This window comes from Caballeronia sp. LZ024 (assembly GCF_031451455.1).
GTDB classification, from domain to species: Bacteria; Pseudomonadota; Gammaproteobacteria; order Burkholderiales; family Burkholderiaceae; genus Caballeronia; species Caballeronia telluris.
In genome coordinates this window covers 974,812-992,578 of record NZ_JARUXL010000003.1, presented here as the reverse complement: position 1 = coordinate 992,578, position 17,767 = coordinate 974,812, and the positions used below count along the sequence as shown (strand labels likewise).

The 17,767-nt window shown below is 67.1% G+C and carries 9 protein-coding genes; 3 read left to right on the top strand and 6 right to left on the bottom strand.

Features of this window, described 5'->3' with window-relative positions; all coding sequences use genetic code 11:
* The first annotated feature begins 105 nt into the window (after positions 1–105).
* Positions 106–4,959 carry a response regulator gene (locus tag QCE48_RS21970; protein WP_309784081.1) on the top strand — a complete coding sequence of 1,618 codons (4,854 nt, stop codon included), beginning with the start codon at positions 106–108 and terminating at the stop codon, positions 4,957–4,959.
* 78 nt (positions 4,960–5,037) lie between these two features.
* Here QCE48_RS21970 and QCE48_RS21965 read toward each other — a convergent pair whose 3' ends face one another.
* Positions 5,038–5,307, bottom strand: coding sequence for a DUF1488 family protein (locus tag QCE48_RS21965; protein ID WP_087630148.1), 270 nt, complete (start codon positions 5,305–5,307; stop codon positions 5,038–5,040).
* A 453-nt stretch (positions 5,308–5,760) separates the two neighbouring features.
* Here QCE48_RS21965 and QCE48_RS21960 point away from each other — a divergent pair, with 453 nt between their 5' ends.
* Together QCE48_RS21960 and QCE48_RS21955 are read left to right on the top strand one after the other, a co-directional pair.
* Positions 5,761–6,330, top strand: coding sequence for an H-NS histone family protein (locus QCE48_RS21960; RefSeq protein ID WP_309784080.1), 570 nt, complete (start codon positions 5,761–5,763; stop codon positions 6,328–6,330).
* Between the two features lie 278 nt (positions 6,331–6,608).
* Positions 6,609–7,238, top strand: a complete 630-nt coding sequence (locus QCE48_RS21955; protein ID WP_309784078.1) for a 4'-phosphopantetheinyl transferase superfamily protein — start codon at positions 6,609–6,611, stop codon at positions 7,236–7,238.
* Between the two features lie 4 nt (positions 7,239–7,242).
* Here the strand turns inward: QCE48_RS21955 and QCE48_RS21950 are convergent, their stop codons facing one another.
* Genes QCE48_RS21950 through QCE48_RS21930 form a run of 5 tightly spaced genes read right to left on the bottom strand, consistent with a single transcriptional unit; the run spans position 7,243 to position 17,763 of the window.
* Positions 7,243–8,208, bottom strand: coding sequence for a GNAT family N-acetyltransferase (locus QCE48_RS21950; protein WP_404982403.1), 966 nt, complete (start codon positions 8,206–8,208; stop codon positions 7,243–7,245).
* 44 nt (positions 8,209–8,252) lie between these two features.
* Complete coding sequence (locus QCE48_RS21945; protein ID WP_309784077.1) at positions 8,253–9,095, bottom strand: N(5)-hydroxyornithine transformylase PvdF; 843 nt, start codon at positions 9,093–9,095, stop codon at positions 8,253–8,255.
* 26 nt (positions 9,096–9,121) lie between these two features.
* Entirely contained in the window at positions 9,122–11,302 is a 2,181-nt protein-coding gene (locus QCE48_RS21940; protein ID WP_309784076.1) for a TonB-dependent siderophore receptor, read from the bottom strand.
* Positions 11,303–11,355: 53 nt separating this feature from the next.
* A complete protein-coding gene (locus QCE48_RS21935) occupies positions 11,356–12,726 on the bottom strand; it encodes a lysine N(6)-hydroxylase/L-ornithine N(5)-oxygenase family protein (protein ID WP_309784073.1) in 1,371 nt (456 codons plus the stop codon).
* A 30-nt stretch (positions 12,727–12,756) separates the two neighbouring features.
* Complete coding sequence (locus QCE48_RS21930; RefSeq protein WP_309784072.1) at positions 12,757–17,763, bottom strand: non-ribosomal peptide synthetase; 5,007 nt, start codon at positions 17,761–17,763, stop codon at positions 12,757–12,759.
* Between the last annotated feature and the right edge of the window lie 4 nt (positions 17,764–17,767).

Here is a 17,767-nt window from a genome sequence, read left to right as displayed (position 1 = left end):
TTCGGCCGTCACGGGCCGGCCGCGTTCGGGGCAGCGCGGCCGTCGCGTTCGAGCGAGCGGTTCAGGACGGCAGCAACGCCAAGCGTGTCGAGGAGAAACGCGTCGATGAAACCAGACAACCAGATGAGGAACGCGGGACCGGCCGGCGCCACCGCGAGCTTTCTCGCGGGCGGCGGCGAGATGGGCGCGCTGATCCGCGCGCACGACTGGAACGCGACGCCGCTCGGCGTCCCCGAAACCTGGCCGCAAAGCCTGAAGACGGCCATCCGCATCATGCTGACTTCGCGCCAGCCGATCTGGATCGGCTGGGGCCGCGACCTCATCTTTTTCTACAACGACCCTTACAAGTCGATCATCGGAGGCAAGCACCCGGCCGCGCTTGGACAGCCGACCGAAGTCGTCTGGCGCGAAATCTGGTCCGACATCGCGCCGTTGCTCGCGACCGCGCTGGCGGGCGTCGAAGGCACGTTCGTCGAGCAGAAGCTGCTCATCATGGAGCGCAACGGCTTCCCCGAGGAGACGTACTACACGTTCTCCTACAGCCCGGTTCCCGACGACGACGGCAGCATCGGCGGCATCATCTGCGCGAACAGCGACGACACCGCGCGCGTCCTCGGCGAACGGCAACTGACGCTGCTGCGCGAACTCGCCGCCGCAACGCCCGACGCGCACACATGGCGCGAGGCGTGCTCGCTCGCCACTCGTGCGCTCGCGACCAATCCGCACGACCTGCCCTTCGCGCTGCTCTACACCGCCGAGCCGGGCGAAGCGCACGTCTCGCTCGTCTGCGCGAGCGGCATCGGCACGGACCATCCGGCGGCGCCCGCGTCGATGGACGCGAGCGCCGCGCCGCCCTGGCCCTTCGACGAAGCGTTGCGCACCCAGTCGCCCGTGCTCGTCGACGATCTCGCGGCGAAGTTCGGCGCCGCGCTTCCGACCGGCGCCTGGACCATCCCGCCACGCCAGGCGCTCGTGCTGCCGATCCTCGCCGCGGGCGAAACGGGCCGCGCGGGCGTGCTGATCGCGGCGCTCAACCCCTGCCGTCTCTTCGACGACGGCTACCGCGCGTTCATGAATCTGGTCGCCGGTCAGATCGGCGCGGCGATCGGCTATGCGCACGCCTACGAGGAAGAGCGGCGCCGCGCCGAAGCGCTCTCGGAAATCGACCGCGCGAAGACCGCGTTCTTTTCCAACATCAGCCACGAATTCCGCACGCCGCTCACGCTGATGCTCGGCCCGCTCGAAGAACTGCTCGCGAAGCCGGACACGCCCGGCAGCACGGATCGCGAACTGGTCGAACTCACGCATCGCAACGGCTTGCGGCTGCTGAAGCTCGTCAACGCGCTGCTCGATTTCTCGCGCATCGAAGCGGGCCGCATGCAGATCCACAAGCAGCCCACGGACATCGGCGCATTCACCGCCGATCTCGCGTCGCTCTTTCGTTCGGCGATCGAGTCGGCGGGCATGCAGCTCGTGATCGATCTCGACGACGAAGGCGGCCGTCCCATCGTCGATCTGGATCGCGAGATGTGGGAAAAGGTCGTGATGAACCTGCTCTCGAACGCGTACAAGTTCACGTTCGCGGGCGCGATCACGGTCGCCATGAGGAAGACGGCCGACGGCGGCGTCGAAGTGAGCGTGGCGGATACGGGCATCGGCGTCGCGGAGGACGAACTGCCGCGCCTCTTCGAGCGCTTTCACCGCGTCGCGGGCGCGAAGGGACGCTCGGTCGAAGGCAGCGGCATCGGGCTCGCGATGGTGCAGGAACTGGTGCGGCTGCATGGCGGCACGATCGACGTCGAGAGCCGGCCCGGCGCCGGTTCGCGCTTCGCCGTCACGCTGCCGCAGGGCGCGCCGGGCGCGGCCCACGCCGATTCCACCGCCGCGACGAGCCGCAACGCGCAGGCCTACGTCGACGCCGCCGTGCGCTGGAATCCGGAAGCGGCCGAAAGCGTCGCCGCGGACGCCGCTGCGGCCCCGCAGGCGAACGAGGCGGCGCCCGCGCGCGTGCTCGTCGTCGACGACAACGCCGACCTGCGCGATTACATGAAGCGCATTCTGAGCGCGGCGGGCCATCGGGTCGAGCTCGCCGTCGATGGTGAGGCGGCGCTCGAGGCCGCGCGCGCGACGCAGCCGGAGATCGTCGTGTCGGACGTGATGATGCCGCGCCTCGACGGCTTCGGCCTGTTGCGCGAGCTGCGCGCGGACGCGCGGTTGCGCGAGACGCCGGTCCTGCTGTTGTCGGCGCGCGCGGGCGAGGAGGCGCGCGTGAGCGGCCTCGAATCCGGCGCCGACGACTATCTGACGAAACCCTTTTCCGCGCGCGAATTGCTCGCGCGCGTCGCGAGCAATCTGCAACTCGCGCGGCTGCGGCGCGAAACGGAGCAGAAGCTGCGCGAGGATTCGCGCACGCTCGAAGTGCTGAATCGCGTGGGTCAGGCGGTGGCCGCCGAACTCGATCTGAACCGCGCCGTGCAGACCGTCACCGATGCCGCGACCGAGCTGACCGGCGCCGCGTTCGGTTCGTTCTTCTACAACGTGCTCGACGAAGCGGGCGGCAGCTACATGCTGTACACGCTCTCGGGCGTGCCGAAAGATGCCTTCTCGAAGTTCCCGATGCCGCGCAACACGGCCGTCTTCGCGCCGACCTTCGAAGGCGCCGGCATCGTCCGCTCCGACGACATCACGACAGACCCGCGCTACGGCCACAACGCGCCGCACCGCGGCATGCCGCACGGACATCTCGCGGTGCGCAGCTATCTCGCCGCACCGGTCGTCTCGCGCAATGGCGAAGTGCTCGGCGGCCTCTTCTTCGGCCATCCGGAGCCCGGAATATTCACCGAGCGCGCGGAGAGGATCGTCGTCGGGATTGCGGCGCAGGCCGCCATCGCGATCGACAACGCGCGTCTTTATCAGGCCGCGCAAAACGAGATTGCCGAACGCACGAAGACGCAGGACGCGCTGCGCGATCTGAACGAAACACTCGAGCGCCGTGTGATCGAAGCCGTCGCGGACCGCGACCGTCTCTGGGAACTGAGCGAGGATCTGCTCGTCGTCGCGGGGCTCGACGGCAGGCTGCAACGCGTGAGCCCGTCGTGGTCGCGCCTGCTCGGACACAATCCCGCGTGGCTGCTCACGCGCTCGTACCTCGACCTCGTGCATCCCGACGACATTCCCGCCGTGCGCGAGCATCTCGAACGGCTGCGCGCGAACGGCGCGCCGGTGCGGCACGAAAGCCGCCTGCGCCGCATCGATCATTCGTGGCGCTGGGTCGCGTGGACGCTGTCGATCGATCCTTCGACGGAGCGCATCCACGGCGTCGGACGCGATGTCACGTCCGATCGCGAAACCACCGAAGCGCTGCGTCACGCCGAAGAGGCGCTGCGCATGGCGCAGAAGATGGAGGCGATCGGCAAGCTGACGGGCGGCGTCGCGCACGATTTCAACAACCTGCTGCAGGTGATCGGCGGCAATTTGCAACTGCTCGCGAAGGACGTCGCGGGGTCGGACAAGCCCGAGCAGCGCGTGCGCAACGCGCTCGCGGGCGTGGCGCGCGGCGCGAATCTCGCGTCGCAACTGCTCGCATTCGGCAGGCGCCAGCCGCTCGCGCCGAAGGTCGTGAATCTCGGGCGCTTCGTGCGCGGCCTCGACGACATGTTCCGCCGCGCGCTCGGCGATGGCATCGAAATCGAGACGATCGTCTCGGGCGGGTTGTGGAATACGCTCGTCGATCCGTTCCAGGTGGAGAACGCGCTGCTCAATCTCGCGATCAACGCCCGCGACGCGATGAGCGGCCACGGTCGCCTGACGATCGAAGCAGGCAACGCCGCGCTCGACGACGCCTACGCGAAGCGCAACGCCGACGTGATTCCCGGCCAGTATGTGATGCTGGCCGTCACGGATACGGGCTCGGGCATGTCGCCGGAAGTGCGCGAGCGCGTGTTCGAACCGTTCTTCACGACCAAGCCCGAAGGTCAGGGAACGGGCCTGGGACTCTCGATGGTCTACGGCTTCGTCAAGCAGTCGGGTGGGCATGTGAAGGTCTATAGCGAGCCCGACCACGGCACGACGATCCGCATCTATCTGCCGCGCGTGCGTCAGGAAGAAGACCTGGAGACGAATGTCGACGCCGGGCCCGCGAAGGGCGGCACGGAGACGATCCTCGTCGCAGAGGACGACGAGGAAGTGCGCACGACGGTCGTCGAATTGCTGTCGGACCTCGGCTACCGCGTACTGCGGGCAAAAGATGCGCAGAGTGCGCTGGCGATCGTCGAGAGCGGCGTGCCGATCGACCTGCTGTTCACCGACGTCGTGATGCCCGGGCCGCTGCGCAGCACCGAACTCGCGCGCAAGACGCGCGAGCGGCTGCCGACGGTGGCCGTGCTGTTCACCTCGGGCTATACGGACAACGCCATCGTGCATTCGGGCCGGCTCGACGAGGGCATCGAGCTGCTCAGCAAGCCTTACACGCACGAAGCGCTCGCACGCAAGGTGCGCCATGTGCTGACGATTACGCGTCAGCAACTCGCGCAAGCGTCGCCCGTGGCGGACGAAACCGGGCAAGGAAGCACACTTTTCGCGCCCGACAGCTTGCGCGGCCTGCGCATTCTGCTCGTCGAAGACGACGACCTCGTGCGCGCGAGCACCGCCGAGTTGCTCGCGACGTTCGGGCTGAACATCGTCGAGGCAAACTCGGAGACCGAAGCGATGCGCATTCTGGGCAGTCAGGCCATCGACGTGATGCTGACCGACATCGGCCTCGGCAGCGCTTCGGGAATCGATCTCGCGATCGCGGCACGCCGGCTCGATGCGACGCTCGGCGTGATTTTCATCAGCGGCCGGGATCTGGTGCTGGCGCCCGACGAGCGGCAGGCGCTCGCAGGCGCGCAGCACTTGCGCAAGCCGTATGACCCGCGCGACCTGATCGATGCGCTGAAAGCCTGCGTGCGGGCAGGTTGATCGCCGGTTGATTGTCAGGCGAATGCATGCCGCGCCGCCGGCGGCGTTTCATCGGCGCTGGAGCCGCCGGTTTCGCCTTTAGTGCGAGAAGTCGCTTGCATGGAGCACGATCGGCGCACGCCTGTCGCGCAGCATTTTTCGCTCGACGGCGGCCGCGATTCGTTTGCGCCCGTCCATGTAGGCCTTCAGGAGCCGGGCGTCGGTCGCGCCGACGGGCGTCCAGAAGTGCTCTTCGAGCGCGTCCCGCGTGATCGCGCACTGGACCGTTTCGCCGTGCGCGACCGCCATGAAAAGGACCATTTTTCCGTCTGACGAGACGCTTGCCTCTGCCGTAAGTGTGCTTTCCATGATCGCGCTTCATGTCTGCCGACCGGCGCCGGACCATCCGGACGCCTCGCGTCGAATCTGCTCACAGCGAAATAATAGCGCCCAAACGCAATCGGCGCCGGCACGCCTTCTTGCAACGACGCCGCCGGTCATTGTAGGGGCCGCGACAATGCCGGAGTGCGATGCGCAAGCTTAATCGCATAAGCCTGCGAATGAATAAGCGGTTCACTTCAATACGTCGGCGGATGGCTAGCATACGGCTAGCGTCATATGATCCGCCGAATCCGATAAAGCTTTCGCTTGCCCTGCCCTAGCGCTTATCGTCTTTAAACGGACCCGTGCGATCCAAAACGACAACGCCTCATACGGAATTTTCCTGCTTTTAGTAACTTTGCTTGTTCGATGCGGCCAAAACCTTCGCTAAACCCGCTAAAGATGGCATAGTGCGAGCAATACCTTCTTTAGGAGATAAATATGGCCTCACTCGATCAGCTTTACCAACGAATAGCGCGTCTACAAAAGCAAGCAGAAAGCATCGTTGCAAAGAAGGCTCAATCGGTACTCGATGACATCCGCGCAATGATGGAACGCCACGGCTTGACCACCGCCGATATCGAAGCGCATGGGACGAAAGGCAAGGCTACGCGCAAGACCGCGTCCAGGAAGACTCGTGTAGCCGCGAAGAGCAAGGTTCAGGGCAAGCTGCCGCCCAAGTACATGAACCCCAAGACCGGCGAAACGTGGAGCGGGCATGCGCGTCCTCCTGCGTGGATCAAGGACGTGAAGGATCGCACCAAGTTCCTGATCGATGGCGCTGCGGGCCAAGCGGCCCCGTCAGCCAAAAAGCCGGCGGCCAAGAAAGCCTCGGCGAAGAAGACCCAGGCCGCGAGTCGCAAGACAGCGGCGAAGAAGTCTGCGACGGGTGTCAAGGCAGCCGCCAAACGCAAGGGTGTCGCGTCGACCAAGACCGCGACACGCCGCCTGCGTGCAAAGCCGGTGGTTGTCGACGGAGCGGCTGAACAGGCGCCTGCCGCCGCCGCTTGACGAAGCGTGGTCGAGTCTTGCCGAGGGTGTCCGCGGCAAGACGTCGGGTGTTTAAGCCAAGCGTGATGCTTAAGGAGCCCAAGTCATCGGATGGCGGCATTCGCACGCAAGCAAGCGTGACGCGCCTTTGAAGTGACAACTCCACGAAGTCGAAGCCATCGGCGATTAAGAAAGCAACATGATCGCTCGCGGTTTCACGACATCCGAAAACGCAATCGATGACTTCGTTCCAGTCCTTGCCCTTGCCCCTGCCGTCAGGCTGCCCTGCGGACCTTGCCGTGTGGCGCATCGACATCGCGCTCGACGCTCCATTCGACGATTCAACTTTCCCCTCTCTCTCGGACACCGAACGTTCGCGCGCGCGCTCGTTTCATCGACGTGAGGATGCCTTGCGTTTCGCCACCGTCCGCGCGGCATTGCGCGAAATCCTGGCCGACGCGACGGGCCTGAGCGCAGCCGACGTCGCCATCGTAGAAGGCCGGAACCGCCGCCCGGCGCTAGGGCTGGCAAGCCAACACGCGCGCGAACCGGCCATCGATTTCAACGTCTCGCACTCGGGCGCGCATGGCCTGATCGCGCTGGCATCGGGAAAGCGGGTCGGCGTGGATATTGAACAATGCGCCATTCATTTCGACTGGCGCACCGTCGCGGACATCGCGCTGAGTCCCAGCGAACGCGCGCATATCGAGCGGCTCGAACGCGCCGCGCAGAACGCCGCGTTCTACGAGATCTGGGTAATGAAGGAGGCGGTTTTGAAGGCCCACGGCGCCGGGCTGACGGAAGGCATGCAGCACGTTTCGACGCTCGGCGGGCCGCGCGAAGGCATCGCCATCGGCGACGCCTTCCTGCAAACCGCCACGCTTGCCGCACCGCCGGGTTATGCGGCTGCGCTCGCGTGGTCGGCCTGACGCATCAGAACCTGAAGTCGCTGAAGAACTTCTCGCGTTCGATCACGGTAAGCGCCGCGCGCTTGTGCGGGAAGTCAAATTCCTTGAGCGTATAAAAGCCCATGCGATGCATGTACGCGATGTGCCGCACGTGATCGACGCGCGGTTCGCCGACGAGCCGCTCGGTGCGCGGATCGTCGACGAACATGTAGTGCAGCACGCCGCTCCACCATGCCTTGAGCTTGCCGGCGCTCTGGAATTGCGGATCGCCGATCAAAAGATGCAGGCCGCGATCGAAATCGCCCGCGTCGTAGAACGGGCCGAGCCGGTCCTCCTTTGCCCAATAAAATTCGAAATAGCCGAAGGGCTTTCCGTCGAAATAACCGATCATCGGATGCATGTGCGGATCGTCGCGACGCTCGGCCAGATACGCCTTGTGTTCGGCGCGCGTGCCCTTCTGGTCCCAGAAGTACGCGACGCGATCCAGGTTCTGCCACTCGCTGAAGACGTCGGCGTCCGCTTCCGGATCGGCGGTACGCAAGCTGAATGTCATCCCGATCTGCGGGAAGAAGCGCTCGTAGATCGTGCCTTCGGCGTTGCCCGGCCGCACGGGATGACGCCGGCCGTTCGTCTCGGTGTAACGCAGCGGCGTGTCGCCCGACGCGCGCGCTTTGAGCCACGGGCGCGGCAGCTGCCAGAACGTCCTGCGCGAAGTCGTGACGAGCAGTTCTCCGTCTTGCTGCGCGGCCCGGTCGATCACGCCTTCGGCCTTCGCGCGCGCGACGAATGCGTCGATGGTTTGAGCGTCGGCGCTTGCAAGCGGCATCGCGAGCGTCGCACGCTGGCGGTCGGTCTCGCCGCAAAACAGCTCGGCGAGCGCGGGCAGAAGCGCGTCGGGCGCGAGGTCCGGCCGCCACACAGCAAGCGTGCGATCGGGCGGTTCGATGACGGCGCAAGCCGCCGTCATCTCGGGATCGAAGCGAATGTTCATCGTCATGTCTCCGGCGTGTGGCTGGGTGGTGGAAGGCGCGATCGTCAGATCGACGCTTTCACGAAACTCTCGGCCATCGTGGCGAGCCCGCCTTCCAGCGCGGGAAAAAGGCTTTGCTGGAAATTGTTCCAGCGCAGTTCGAGGATCGTGTCGTTCACGTCGATGGGCGTTGCCAGCACATCGAAGATGACTTCGCCCGAATCGATGCCGTTGTCGACGTAATGGAACGACGCGCCCGTCCGGTCGACGGGCGGCACCGGGCGCGTCTCGCCGGTCGTCCAGTCGACGACCTTGCGGCCGCGCGCGCCATGCAGCGCATCGAGCGTCGCGTAGGCGCCGCGCCGTTCGTAGCGCGAGCCGAGCCGCGTCACGCCCGGATGGATATTCGCGATCCGCCGATGAAACGGCGCACCTGGCCGTACCAGTTCATCGAGAATCACGAGCAGGCCGTCGAGCACGACGAAATCCGCATCGAGTTCGACCAGCTTCGCGAGCAGGCGCCGCTCGAACGCGCTCTTTTGCGCCGGACGCTCGGACGAATCCAGCGGCAACCGCCGGTAGGTCGAAGGAATCGCGTGCAGCAGACTCGTCACCGGCCGGCCCTCTACCGCGAGATGCGGCGGATGGATCCACGGCTTGCCCGGCTGGCAAGCGAAACCGTATTCGCCGAGCTTCGCGCGGTCCGTGGCCGATCCTTCGTCGTCGTCGTAGATGACGCCTTCCAGAGAATAGGATTCGCCGAGTTCCGTCTCGTTGAGCTGCTCGACGAGGAATTCGAGCGGCGATTTCATGTAACGCAGGCCGCCTTTGTATTCGATGTCCTGTCCCGCCCGATCGGCGGCGGCGTTACGCAGGGACAGGATGTAGACCAGTTTTATCTTCGTCATGGATGAAGGTGCGTAGGGTGAGCGCGTCACCAGTTGTAGCGGGCGCTGGCGATCACGGTGCGCGGATTGCCGTAGAAGCACGCCGAGGTCGACTGGCAACCTGTCACGAAGGTGCGATCGAAAATATTCGAAGCGTTCACGGCAAAGCGCCAGTGACGCATGTCGTAGTGAACGGCCGCGTCGTACACCGTGTAGCTCGGCACGTAGAGCGAGTTGTCGGCGGCGCCGGCGAGGCCGCTCTGATAGCGGATGCCCGCGCCGAATCCCAGGCCTTCGAGCGGACCCGCGTGCCAGGTCCAGTCGGCCCAGAGCGACGCCATCTGGTGCGGCAGCGGAATCGAGACCGGCCACTTGTCAAGCGTGACGTCGTTCGCGCGGATGTTCTTCACGTCCTGATACACGTAGGCGGCGATCACCGAGAAGTTGCGCGTCACGTTGCCGACCGCGCTCAGTTCGATGCCGCGCGAGCGCACTTCGCCGGTCTGCACGGAGAACGTGCCGGTCGGGTCGGTGGGATCGGGCGTGAGGACGTTCGTCTGGTTGATCTGGTAGATCGCCGCGTTGAGCATCAGGTTCTTGCCCGCCGGCTGCCAGCGCAGGCCCGCCTCGATCTGCCTGCCTTTGGTCGGCGCGGGCAGACCGCCGTCGGCCATCTTCACGCCGATGATCGGATTGAACGACGTCGAATAGCTGATGTACGGCGAGAGCCCGTAATCGCCCAGATAAGTCAGTCCGACGCGCCCGGTGAACGCGCTGTCGTTCTGCTTCTGCTGCGTGCCGCGGATGACGTCATCCTGCTTCGTATCGCTCCAGTCCTCGCGACCGCCGATCGTCAGCATCCAGCGGTTCCACTTGATCTGATCCTGCGCGTAGAGGCCGAAGGAATCGAGCGTCGAGCGCGTGTTGGTCTGGCCGAACGAACCCGGGCCGCTGAAGATCGCGGTCGACACTGGCGTATAGACCGGGTTGTACATGTTGAGGCTCGGCCCCTGCGCGAGCCATTCGCTGTCGGTCGAATTCTGGCGGTTGTACTCGAAGCCGAGCAGGACCGTATGCTCGACCGGCCCGGTGCCGAAGCGCGCCTGCGCCTGGTTGTCGATGTCGAAGCGGCTGTAGTTCGGCTGGAAGAGCCCGGCATAGCGCGCGAGCGTCTGCTCGGTCGGATCGCTCGGATCGAGGCCGGCGCCCCAGACCGCGCCGTTGTCGAGCGAGAGATGCATCCAGCGCGTGTTCTGGCGGAATGTCCAGACCGGATCGAACTTGTGCTCGAACTGATAGCCGACCGACCACTCCTTCTTCCGATAGTACGAATAGGTCGGGTCGCCGGTGTACAGGTTCTCCGAGATCCGGCCGTTCGGATTGGGCAGCACGGTGCCTTCGGCGGGCAGGAAGTTGTTCGACGCGTCGCCCCAGTCCTGCAGATAGCTCGCGGCCACCGTCAGCGACGTGCTCGCGTTCGGCTGCCACCTGACTGACGGCGCGATCGAAAAACGCTGTTCCGCGTGCGGCCCGGTGAGCGAATTGCCGTCGCGACCGACCGCGAGCACGCGATACGACAGCGTGCCGTCCTTATCGATCGTGTCGCCGATATCGAACTGCACCTGCTTTCGCGCATAGTTGCCGAGCTGCATGCCGACTTCGCGGATACGCTCGCCGTTCGCAAGCTTGCTCTGCACGTCGACGATCGCGCCCGGATCGCCCTGGCCGTACAGCACGGAAGTCGGCCCGCGCAGGATCGTGATGCTGTCGATCATGTACGGATCGACGCGCCAGCTCGCCAGATTGAGTGTGTTCGGCACCTGCAGGCCGTCGACGAACACGGTCGGCGTGAAGCCGCGCAGCGCCGAATACCAGTCGGAGCGCACGTCCGCGCCATACGACGAGAAGCCCGGAATGTAGCGCAGCGCTTCGTTGATGCTGGTCGCGCCAGTTTCCTCGATCTGCGCCGACGTAACGACGTTGATGGTCTGCGGAATTTCGTTGATCGGCGTATCGGTTTTTGTGCCCGTGCTGCTGCGGCGCGCAACGAGACCGACCGTGCCGTCGCCCTCGGCGGCCGCGTTGACCCTGACCGCGGGTAGCGTGGCTTCTTGCGTAGTCGCTTGTGGTGCTTCCTGCGCCAGCGCGCGATCCATCGCGGCGGCGCAGAACGCCACGCCCGCCGCCGCCGCGATCGCGGTCCGGCGCATCCCTGTTCCCCACATCATTATTGTTCTCTCCAGGCTGCATGCGGCCAGCGGCCGCTATCTCATCGACAACATCAAAGAGCGAAGGCCACGCGGCCGCCGCTCACCCCGTTCTTTTTCGTATCCGCCGGCTGGCCGCCGGCGTGCTTGTCCGCCGCCTGTTGCGCGAGCGACGCGACGATCTCGTCCGAGCGCATCGCCAGCACCGAGAGCAAGGTGTCCGACAGTCCGTGGCTGTCCTCGCAGCAGCCTTGCAGGTAGATGCGCGGCTTGAACTGCGCGGGCGTCGCGAGCCGGTAGTCGCGGCCGACGCTCTGCGTGGCGAGCGCGTCGCCGAGATGCGGCGCAAGGCCCTCAAGCAGCGCGAGATGCGTGTCCCGCCGATAACCCGTCGCGAGCACGAGCGCATCGAAGCGCTCGGCGCGCGCGTGGCCGCTCAGACGATCGCGCATCGTCAGTTCGATCTGACCGTTCGCCGTGCGCACGGCGCCTTCGATGGCGGTGTTCGCCAGCAGGCGATGCCGCACGTCATCGGAGACCGTCTGCAAGTACAGCATTTCGTAGATCTGCTCGATCAGCGGACGATCGACGACCGCGTAGTTCGTATCGCGGAACCCTTCGATCAGCGCGCGCCTAGCGTCCTGCGACTGCGAATACACGACGTCGGTATAGGCCGGGCTGAAGATTTCGTTGACGAACGGTGTGTCGTCGGCGGGCTTGAGCGCGCTCGACCGGATGACGAGGCTCGCATCGACGTGGGGAAAGCGGCGCGCGAGATCGGCGAACACTTCCGCCGCGCTCTGTCCCGCACCGATCACGGCGACGCGCTTCGCGCCGCCATCCGGCTTGCCGACCACACGCTCGATCGAATTCAGATAGCCCGACGAATGAATCACGTTATGCGGCCCGAGCGCCGCGAACGCCTCCGGCACCTGCGCCGCGCCGCCGATGCCGACCGACAGCGCGCGTGTCACCCGCTGCCACTCGCGTCCCTCGCCATCTTGCGACAGGACGCGCAACGCGGCGATCTCGCCGCTCGCGCCCGCTTCCATGACCGGCTCGATCGCGGTGACGGTCTGGCCGTAGTGGACGCGCTCCTCGAACGCATCCGCGACCCAGTTCAGGTAGTCGTGAAACTCGACGCGGGTCGGATAGAAGTTCTTCAGGTTCACGAATTCGTTCAGGCGGCCGCGCTCGAACAGGTAGTTGATGAACGTGAAGCGGCTGGTCGGGTCGCGCTGCGTGACGAGGTCCTTCAGGAAGGAAATCTGCATCCGGCAATCGTCGAGCAACATGCCGCGATGCCAGCCGAATTCCGCCTGCCGCTCGACGAAGCAATGCGCGAGATTCGCCGTGCCCGCCTCTTCGGCAAGCCGCACGGCAAGCGATAGATTCGACGGCCCGAAGCCGATGCCGATCAGATCGAATACTGTTTCTCTCTTCATGTCTCAGGTCTCTGTCAGGTGTCTCAGGAGTTATTGGTTGATGGCCGGCACGTCGCGCGTCCCGTCCGCGAGAAGCTTCTGGTGAGCGAGCCGCCTGCCGAGGCCGGCGAAATGCGGCGCCGCGAAGACATCGTCGATCGCGATGGCGAAGCCCGCCTTGTGCGCCGCATCGACGAAGCGCACGACGTCGAACGACGTGGCGCCTGCTTCGAACAGATCGTCGTGAAGGGACGGGTTTGTGTCCTCGAAGAGATCGCACCAGAGCGCCGCGAGCGCTTCGGCCGTATGCACGGCGTCGGCTTCGTCGGCTTTGTCGGGAAGCGGCGCTGGCTCGTCTGCTGTCGCGACGAAGCGCGCCTCGGCCGCGCCGAGCGCTTCATGCGGCGCATCGACGAACTGCGCGACGGCCTGCAGATAGCGCTCGGCCAGCGCCTCGGCGAAGACGCTGTCGACCCGTTCGTTCGCATACGAGAACGCGCCGGTCACGCGCCCGTCCGGATGCTCGACGATGTCGAGTTCCAGCTCGAACACCACGCGATGCCGCACGTCGTTGAACTCGCCGAGCGCGAGGCCCGCCCAGTCGCGGCCGGCAGCGCCTGTCGGGCGCAGATAGTTGAACATCACCTGAAAGAGCGGATTGCCGCCGCCCGTGCGCGGCGCACCGAGCGCGGCGACGACCTCGGCAAACGGCACGTCCGCGTGCGCGTAGGCGGCGAGCGCGGCGTCGCGCACGGCGTTGAGGATCGCCGCCGGCGAATCCTCGCGCGCGATTCGCGTGCGCACGACGACCGCGTTGATGAAAAGCCCGAACGCATGGCGCGCGGCGTCGCCCGTCAGTTCGCGCGTCGAGGCGAGCACGCCGACGGGCTGGTCGTCCGCGCCCGTCGTCCGATAGAGCGCGAGGTTGAGCGCGGCGTGCAGGAGCATCGGCAGCGTCGCGTGCGCGTCGAGCGAGATCGCGCGGGCGCGGCGCACGAGCGCGTCGTCGAATTCGAACGCGATGCGGCTCGCGGACCATCGGGGCTTCGCAGCGCGACCGGCCGCCGGCGCTGGCAACGCGGTCGCGGGCAGGTCCGTGAGCGCCTCGCGCCAGAACGCGAGCCGCGCGGGCGGCGCCGTCGCGGGCAGCACCGGAAGGTCGGCGGACGGCGTCGGCTTTGCCAGCGCGGCGCCGGATGCCAGCTCGACATAGGTCGCGCGAATGTCGTCGAGCCAGAGATCGATCGAATGCCCGTCCGACACGATGTGATGCACGACGAGCGAAAGCACGTGATCGTCGTCGGCCAGGCGGATCAGGCGCGCGCGCCAGAGCGGCGTCGCGGCACCCAGATCGAACGGGGCGAGAGCGTCGTCGTCGGTGAGTTCCGTCGCGTGTGCGAGACGTGCGGCTTCGTCGCGCTCGGCAGACAAATCGACGACCGTCAGTTCGAACGGCGCGACCGGCGCGATGCGCTGGCCCGGCAACGATCCGGCGCGCTCGACGAAGCGCGTTCGCAAAGCCGGATGACGCGCGGCGGCCTGCGCGAACCCTTCGCGCAGCGCATCGGCGGCGAGCGGACCGCGCAGCCGCAGCGCGACCGGAATGTTGTACGCGGCGCTCGCAGGCTGCGCGCGCCAGAGGAACCACAAGCCGAGTTGCGCGGCGGAGAGCGGCAGGACGCCTTGCGCGTCGGGCACGAGCGCGGGCATCGCTGCATCCGGCGCGATTTCGCTCGCCTGCGAGCGCGCCACGCGCTGCGCGTAAAGCGCCAGCACCGGCGCTTCGAACAGCGTGCGCACGGGCACGTCGCGCCCGACTTCTTCCGCGACGCGCGTCGCCACGCGCACGGCCGCGAGCGAATGCCCGCCGAGTTCGAAGAAATGATCCGCGCGGCCGACGCGGCCGATATCGAGCACATCGCGCCAGATTTTGGCGAGCGCCGCTTCCGTGCCAGGCGCGGGCGCCTCGTACACGCGCTCGCGGCGCGCGGGCGCCGGCAACGCCGCGCGGTCGACCTTGCTGTTCGCGTTGCGCGGCAACGCGTCGAGCACGACGATATGCGCGGGCACCATGTAGTCGGGCAGCGTGCGGCGCAGATGCGCGTCGAGTTCGGCGGCATCGGCTGCGTTGCCGCTTTTCGCGCGCTCGCGCGCCGCGTCGGTCAGCTCCACATACGCGACGAGCGCCGCCTGCGCGCCCTTGCCGTGCACGACAGCGACGGCTTCGCGCACGTCGTCGTGGGCCGCCAGTTGCGCCTCGATCTCGCCGAGCTCGATGCGCAGCCCGCGCAGCTTCACCTGATGATCGACACGTCCGATGAAGTCGAACACGCCGTCCGCGCGCCGCCTGACGAGATCGCCGGTGCGATACAGACGCGCGCCCGGCACGCCGTATGGATCGGGCACGAAGCGCTCGGCGGTCATGGCGGGCCGGTCGAGATAGCCGCGCGCGACGCCGACGCCCTCGCCGCCCAGATACAACTCGCCCGTCACGCCGACGGGCAGCGGATGGAGCCGCGCGTCGAGCACGTGCGCCGTGCGCGCGCCGACCAGCGTGCCGATCGGCAGATAGGCGCTGTCGGCGAGTGTCGCGGGATCGTCGCCGGGATGGAACATCCAGAGCATCGGCGTGATGACGGTCTCGGTCGGCCCGTAGCCGTTGACGATGCGCGCGTTCGGGAACGCGCGGCGCATCAGCGCGAACGCTTCGCGCGAGGTCGCTTCGCCGCCGACGGTGAGCGAGCGCAGCGTCGGCGGCGCGCCGTGCGCGAGCGCCCATTCGGCGAGTTGCGTCGCGCAGCCGGGCGGGACGTAGGTCATCGTCACGCCCTCGCGCGCCATCAGGCGGCAGGTCAGCGCGGGCGGCCAGAGCGTGTCGGCGGTAATCGTGACCGCCGCGCCCGAGATGTACTGCGAGAACCAGCCTTCGTGCGCGCCGTCGAAATTGACCGACTGGAACAGCAGGAACACGTCGTTCTCGGTTGCGCCATAGCGCTCGGCGATCGCGACGCAATGCAGCGCGAACGAGCCATGATCGACGATCACGCCCTTCGGCTTGCCCGTCGAACCCGACGTGTAGATGGCGTAAGCAGCCTGCGTCGGCGCGACGGCGGGGAGGTCGACGGCGGACGTGGCGTCGTCGTCGAAGAGGCGTTCGTCGTCGATGAGCCAGACGCGCGCGTTGTCGGGCACGGGCAGCGCAGCGAGGCTCGTGCGCTCGGTGACGATATGGACGATGCGGGCGTCGTCGAGAATTTGCGCGAGGCGTTCGCGCGGATGGCTCGGGTCGAGCGGCACGAACGCGCCGCCCGACTTCAGCGCGGCGATCAATCCGACGAGCAGATCGACCGAGCGTCCGAGCGCCACGCCGACGCGCATTTCGGCGCTCACACCCGCATCGACGAGACGCTGCGCGATGCGCGTCGCGCGCGCATCGACTTCGCCGCGCGTGAGCGAGCGGTCGCTATCCGCGACGCCGCGCGCCTCCGGCCGCGCCCGCGCGTGCCGCGCGATGCGCTCGTGCACCGGCACGAACGCCGGCACGTCGGCGGGCGCGTTGCGGTTCCACGCATCGAGCTGCACGCGTTCGTCGTGCGGCAGCCATTGCAGATCGCCGACGAGTGCCTCGGGCGCATCGAGCGCATTTACCAGCAGTTCGACAAAGCGCGTCGCGAGCCGCGCGACAGCGTCGGCGTCGAAGAGATCGAGCGCGTAAATGAAGGCCGCGTCGATCGAACCGTCCGCGCGCTCCTCGAAATTCGCGGTGAGATCGAACTTCGCGAACGGCGTGCCGGACGGCAGTTCGGTCGCGCGGACGTCAGCAAACGACGGCAGCGCACGCCGCGCGCCGAACGCGGCCATCACCTGAAACAGCGGATGATGACTCGCGCTGCGCACGACGCCGAGCGCCTCGACGACCTGCTCGAACGGCACGTCCTGATGCGATTGCGCGTCGATGAGCGTCTGCTGGGCCGCATCGACCAGCGTCGCGAACGGCGCGTTCGAATCCACGCGCGTCGCGAGCGTCAGCGTGTTGACGAAAAAGCCGATCAGGCCCGCGGTCTCGCCGCGCTCCCGGTTCGCGGACGGCACGCCGATCTGGATAGGCGATTCGCCCGACGCGCGCGCGAGCAGCGCGTCGAGCGTGGCGAGCAAGACGGCGAACGGCGTCGCGCGCCGCGCGTTGGCGAACGCCCGCACGCGGACGGCGAGCCCGGCGTCGAGCGTGAAGACGTGGCGCGCGCCGCGTGCGCTGCGCTGCGCGGGACGCGGCGCGGCGCCGGGCAGCATCAGCACGTCGCGCGCGGGGTCGAGTTGCGCGCGCCAGAATTCGAGCTGGCGGTCGCGCTCGCCCGCGTCGAGCCAGCGGCGCTGCCAAAGCGCGTAGTCGGCGTACTGAATCGGCAGCGGCGCGAGCGAAACGGCCTCGCCCTTCGCATACGCGCGATAGAACGACGCCAGTTCCGCCAGCGCGATGTCGGCGGACCAGCCGTCCGAGACGATGTGATGCGTCGTGAGCGAAAGCCAGTGCGTCGTCGCGTCGAGGCGGATCAGGTGCGCGCGCATCAACGGCGCGTGCGCGAGGTCGAAGGGCCGCGCTTCGTCGGCGAGCGCGAGTGCGCTCGCGCGCGCCTCACGCGCGGACGCCGGCAACTGGCTCACATCCACGGCATGCCACGCACAGCGCATCGGCGCGTGGACCGTTTGCAGCACGCCGTCGGCGCCCTCCGCGAACGTCGTGCGCAGCGCCTCGTGACGCGCGATCAGCGCATCGCACGAGGCGCGCAGCGCGTGGGCGTCGAGCGCGCCGGTCAGCCGCATCCGCTCGGTGATGTGATACGCCGCCGGCTCGTCGATCATGCGCGCGTGCAGCCACAGCCGCGTCTGCGCGAACGAGGCCGGCACGCTCGCGGCGCGCTCGGCGCGCGGCGGAATCGGCAGCAGGCAAAAGTCGATGCCCGCTTCGTCGAGCCTCGTCAGGAACACCTTGCGTTGCGGCTCGGGCAACTGCGCGAAGCGCGTCGCGAGCGTCAGCAGGTCGGGTTTTGCAGTCGTCATCGTC

Bases quoted from the DNA above. Each gene is read 5' to 3' on its own strand.
- QCE48_RS21930 (WP_309784072.1), bottom strand. From the start codon at position 17,763: ATGACGACTGCAAAACCCGACCTGCTGACGCTCGCGACGCGCTTCGCG.
- QCE48_RS21940 (WP_309784076.1), bottom strand. From the start codon at position 11,302: ATGATGTGGGGAACAGGGATGCGCCGGACCGCGATCGCGGCGGCGGCG.
- QCE48_RS21960 (WP_309784080.1), top strand. From the start codon at position 5,761: ATGGCCTCACTCGATCAGCTTTACCAACGAATAGCGCGTCTACAAAAG.
- QCE48_RS21935 (WP_309784073.1), bottom strand. From the start codon at position 12,726: ATGAAGAGAGAAACAGTATTCGATCTGATCGGCATCGGCTTCGGGCCG.
- QCE48_RS21950 (WP_404982403.1), bottom strand. From the start codon at position 8,208: ATGAACATTCGCTTCGATCCCGAGATGACGGCGGCTTGCGCCGTCATC.
- QCE48_RS21970 (WP_309784081.1), top strand. From the start codon at position 106: ATGAAACCAGACAACCAGATGAGGAACGCGGGACCGGCCGGCGCCACC.
- QCE48_RS21965 (WP_087630148.1), bottom strand. From the start codon at position 5,307: ATGGAAAGCACACTTACGGCAGAGGCAAGCGTCTCGTCAGACGGAAAA.
- QCE48_RS21945 (WP_309784077.1), bottom strand. From the start codon at position 9,095: ATGACGAAGATAAAACTGGTCTACATCCTGTCCCTGCGTAACGCCGCC.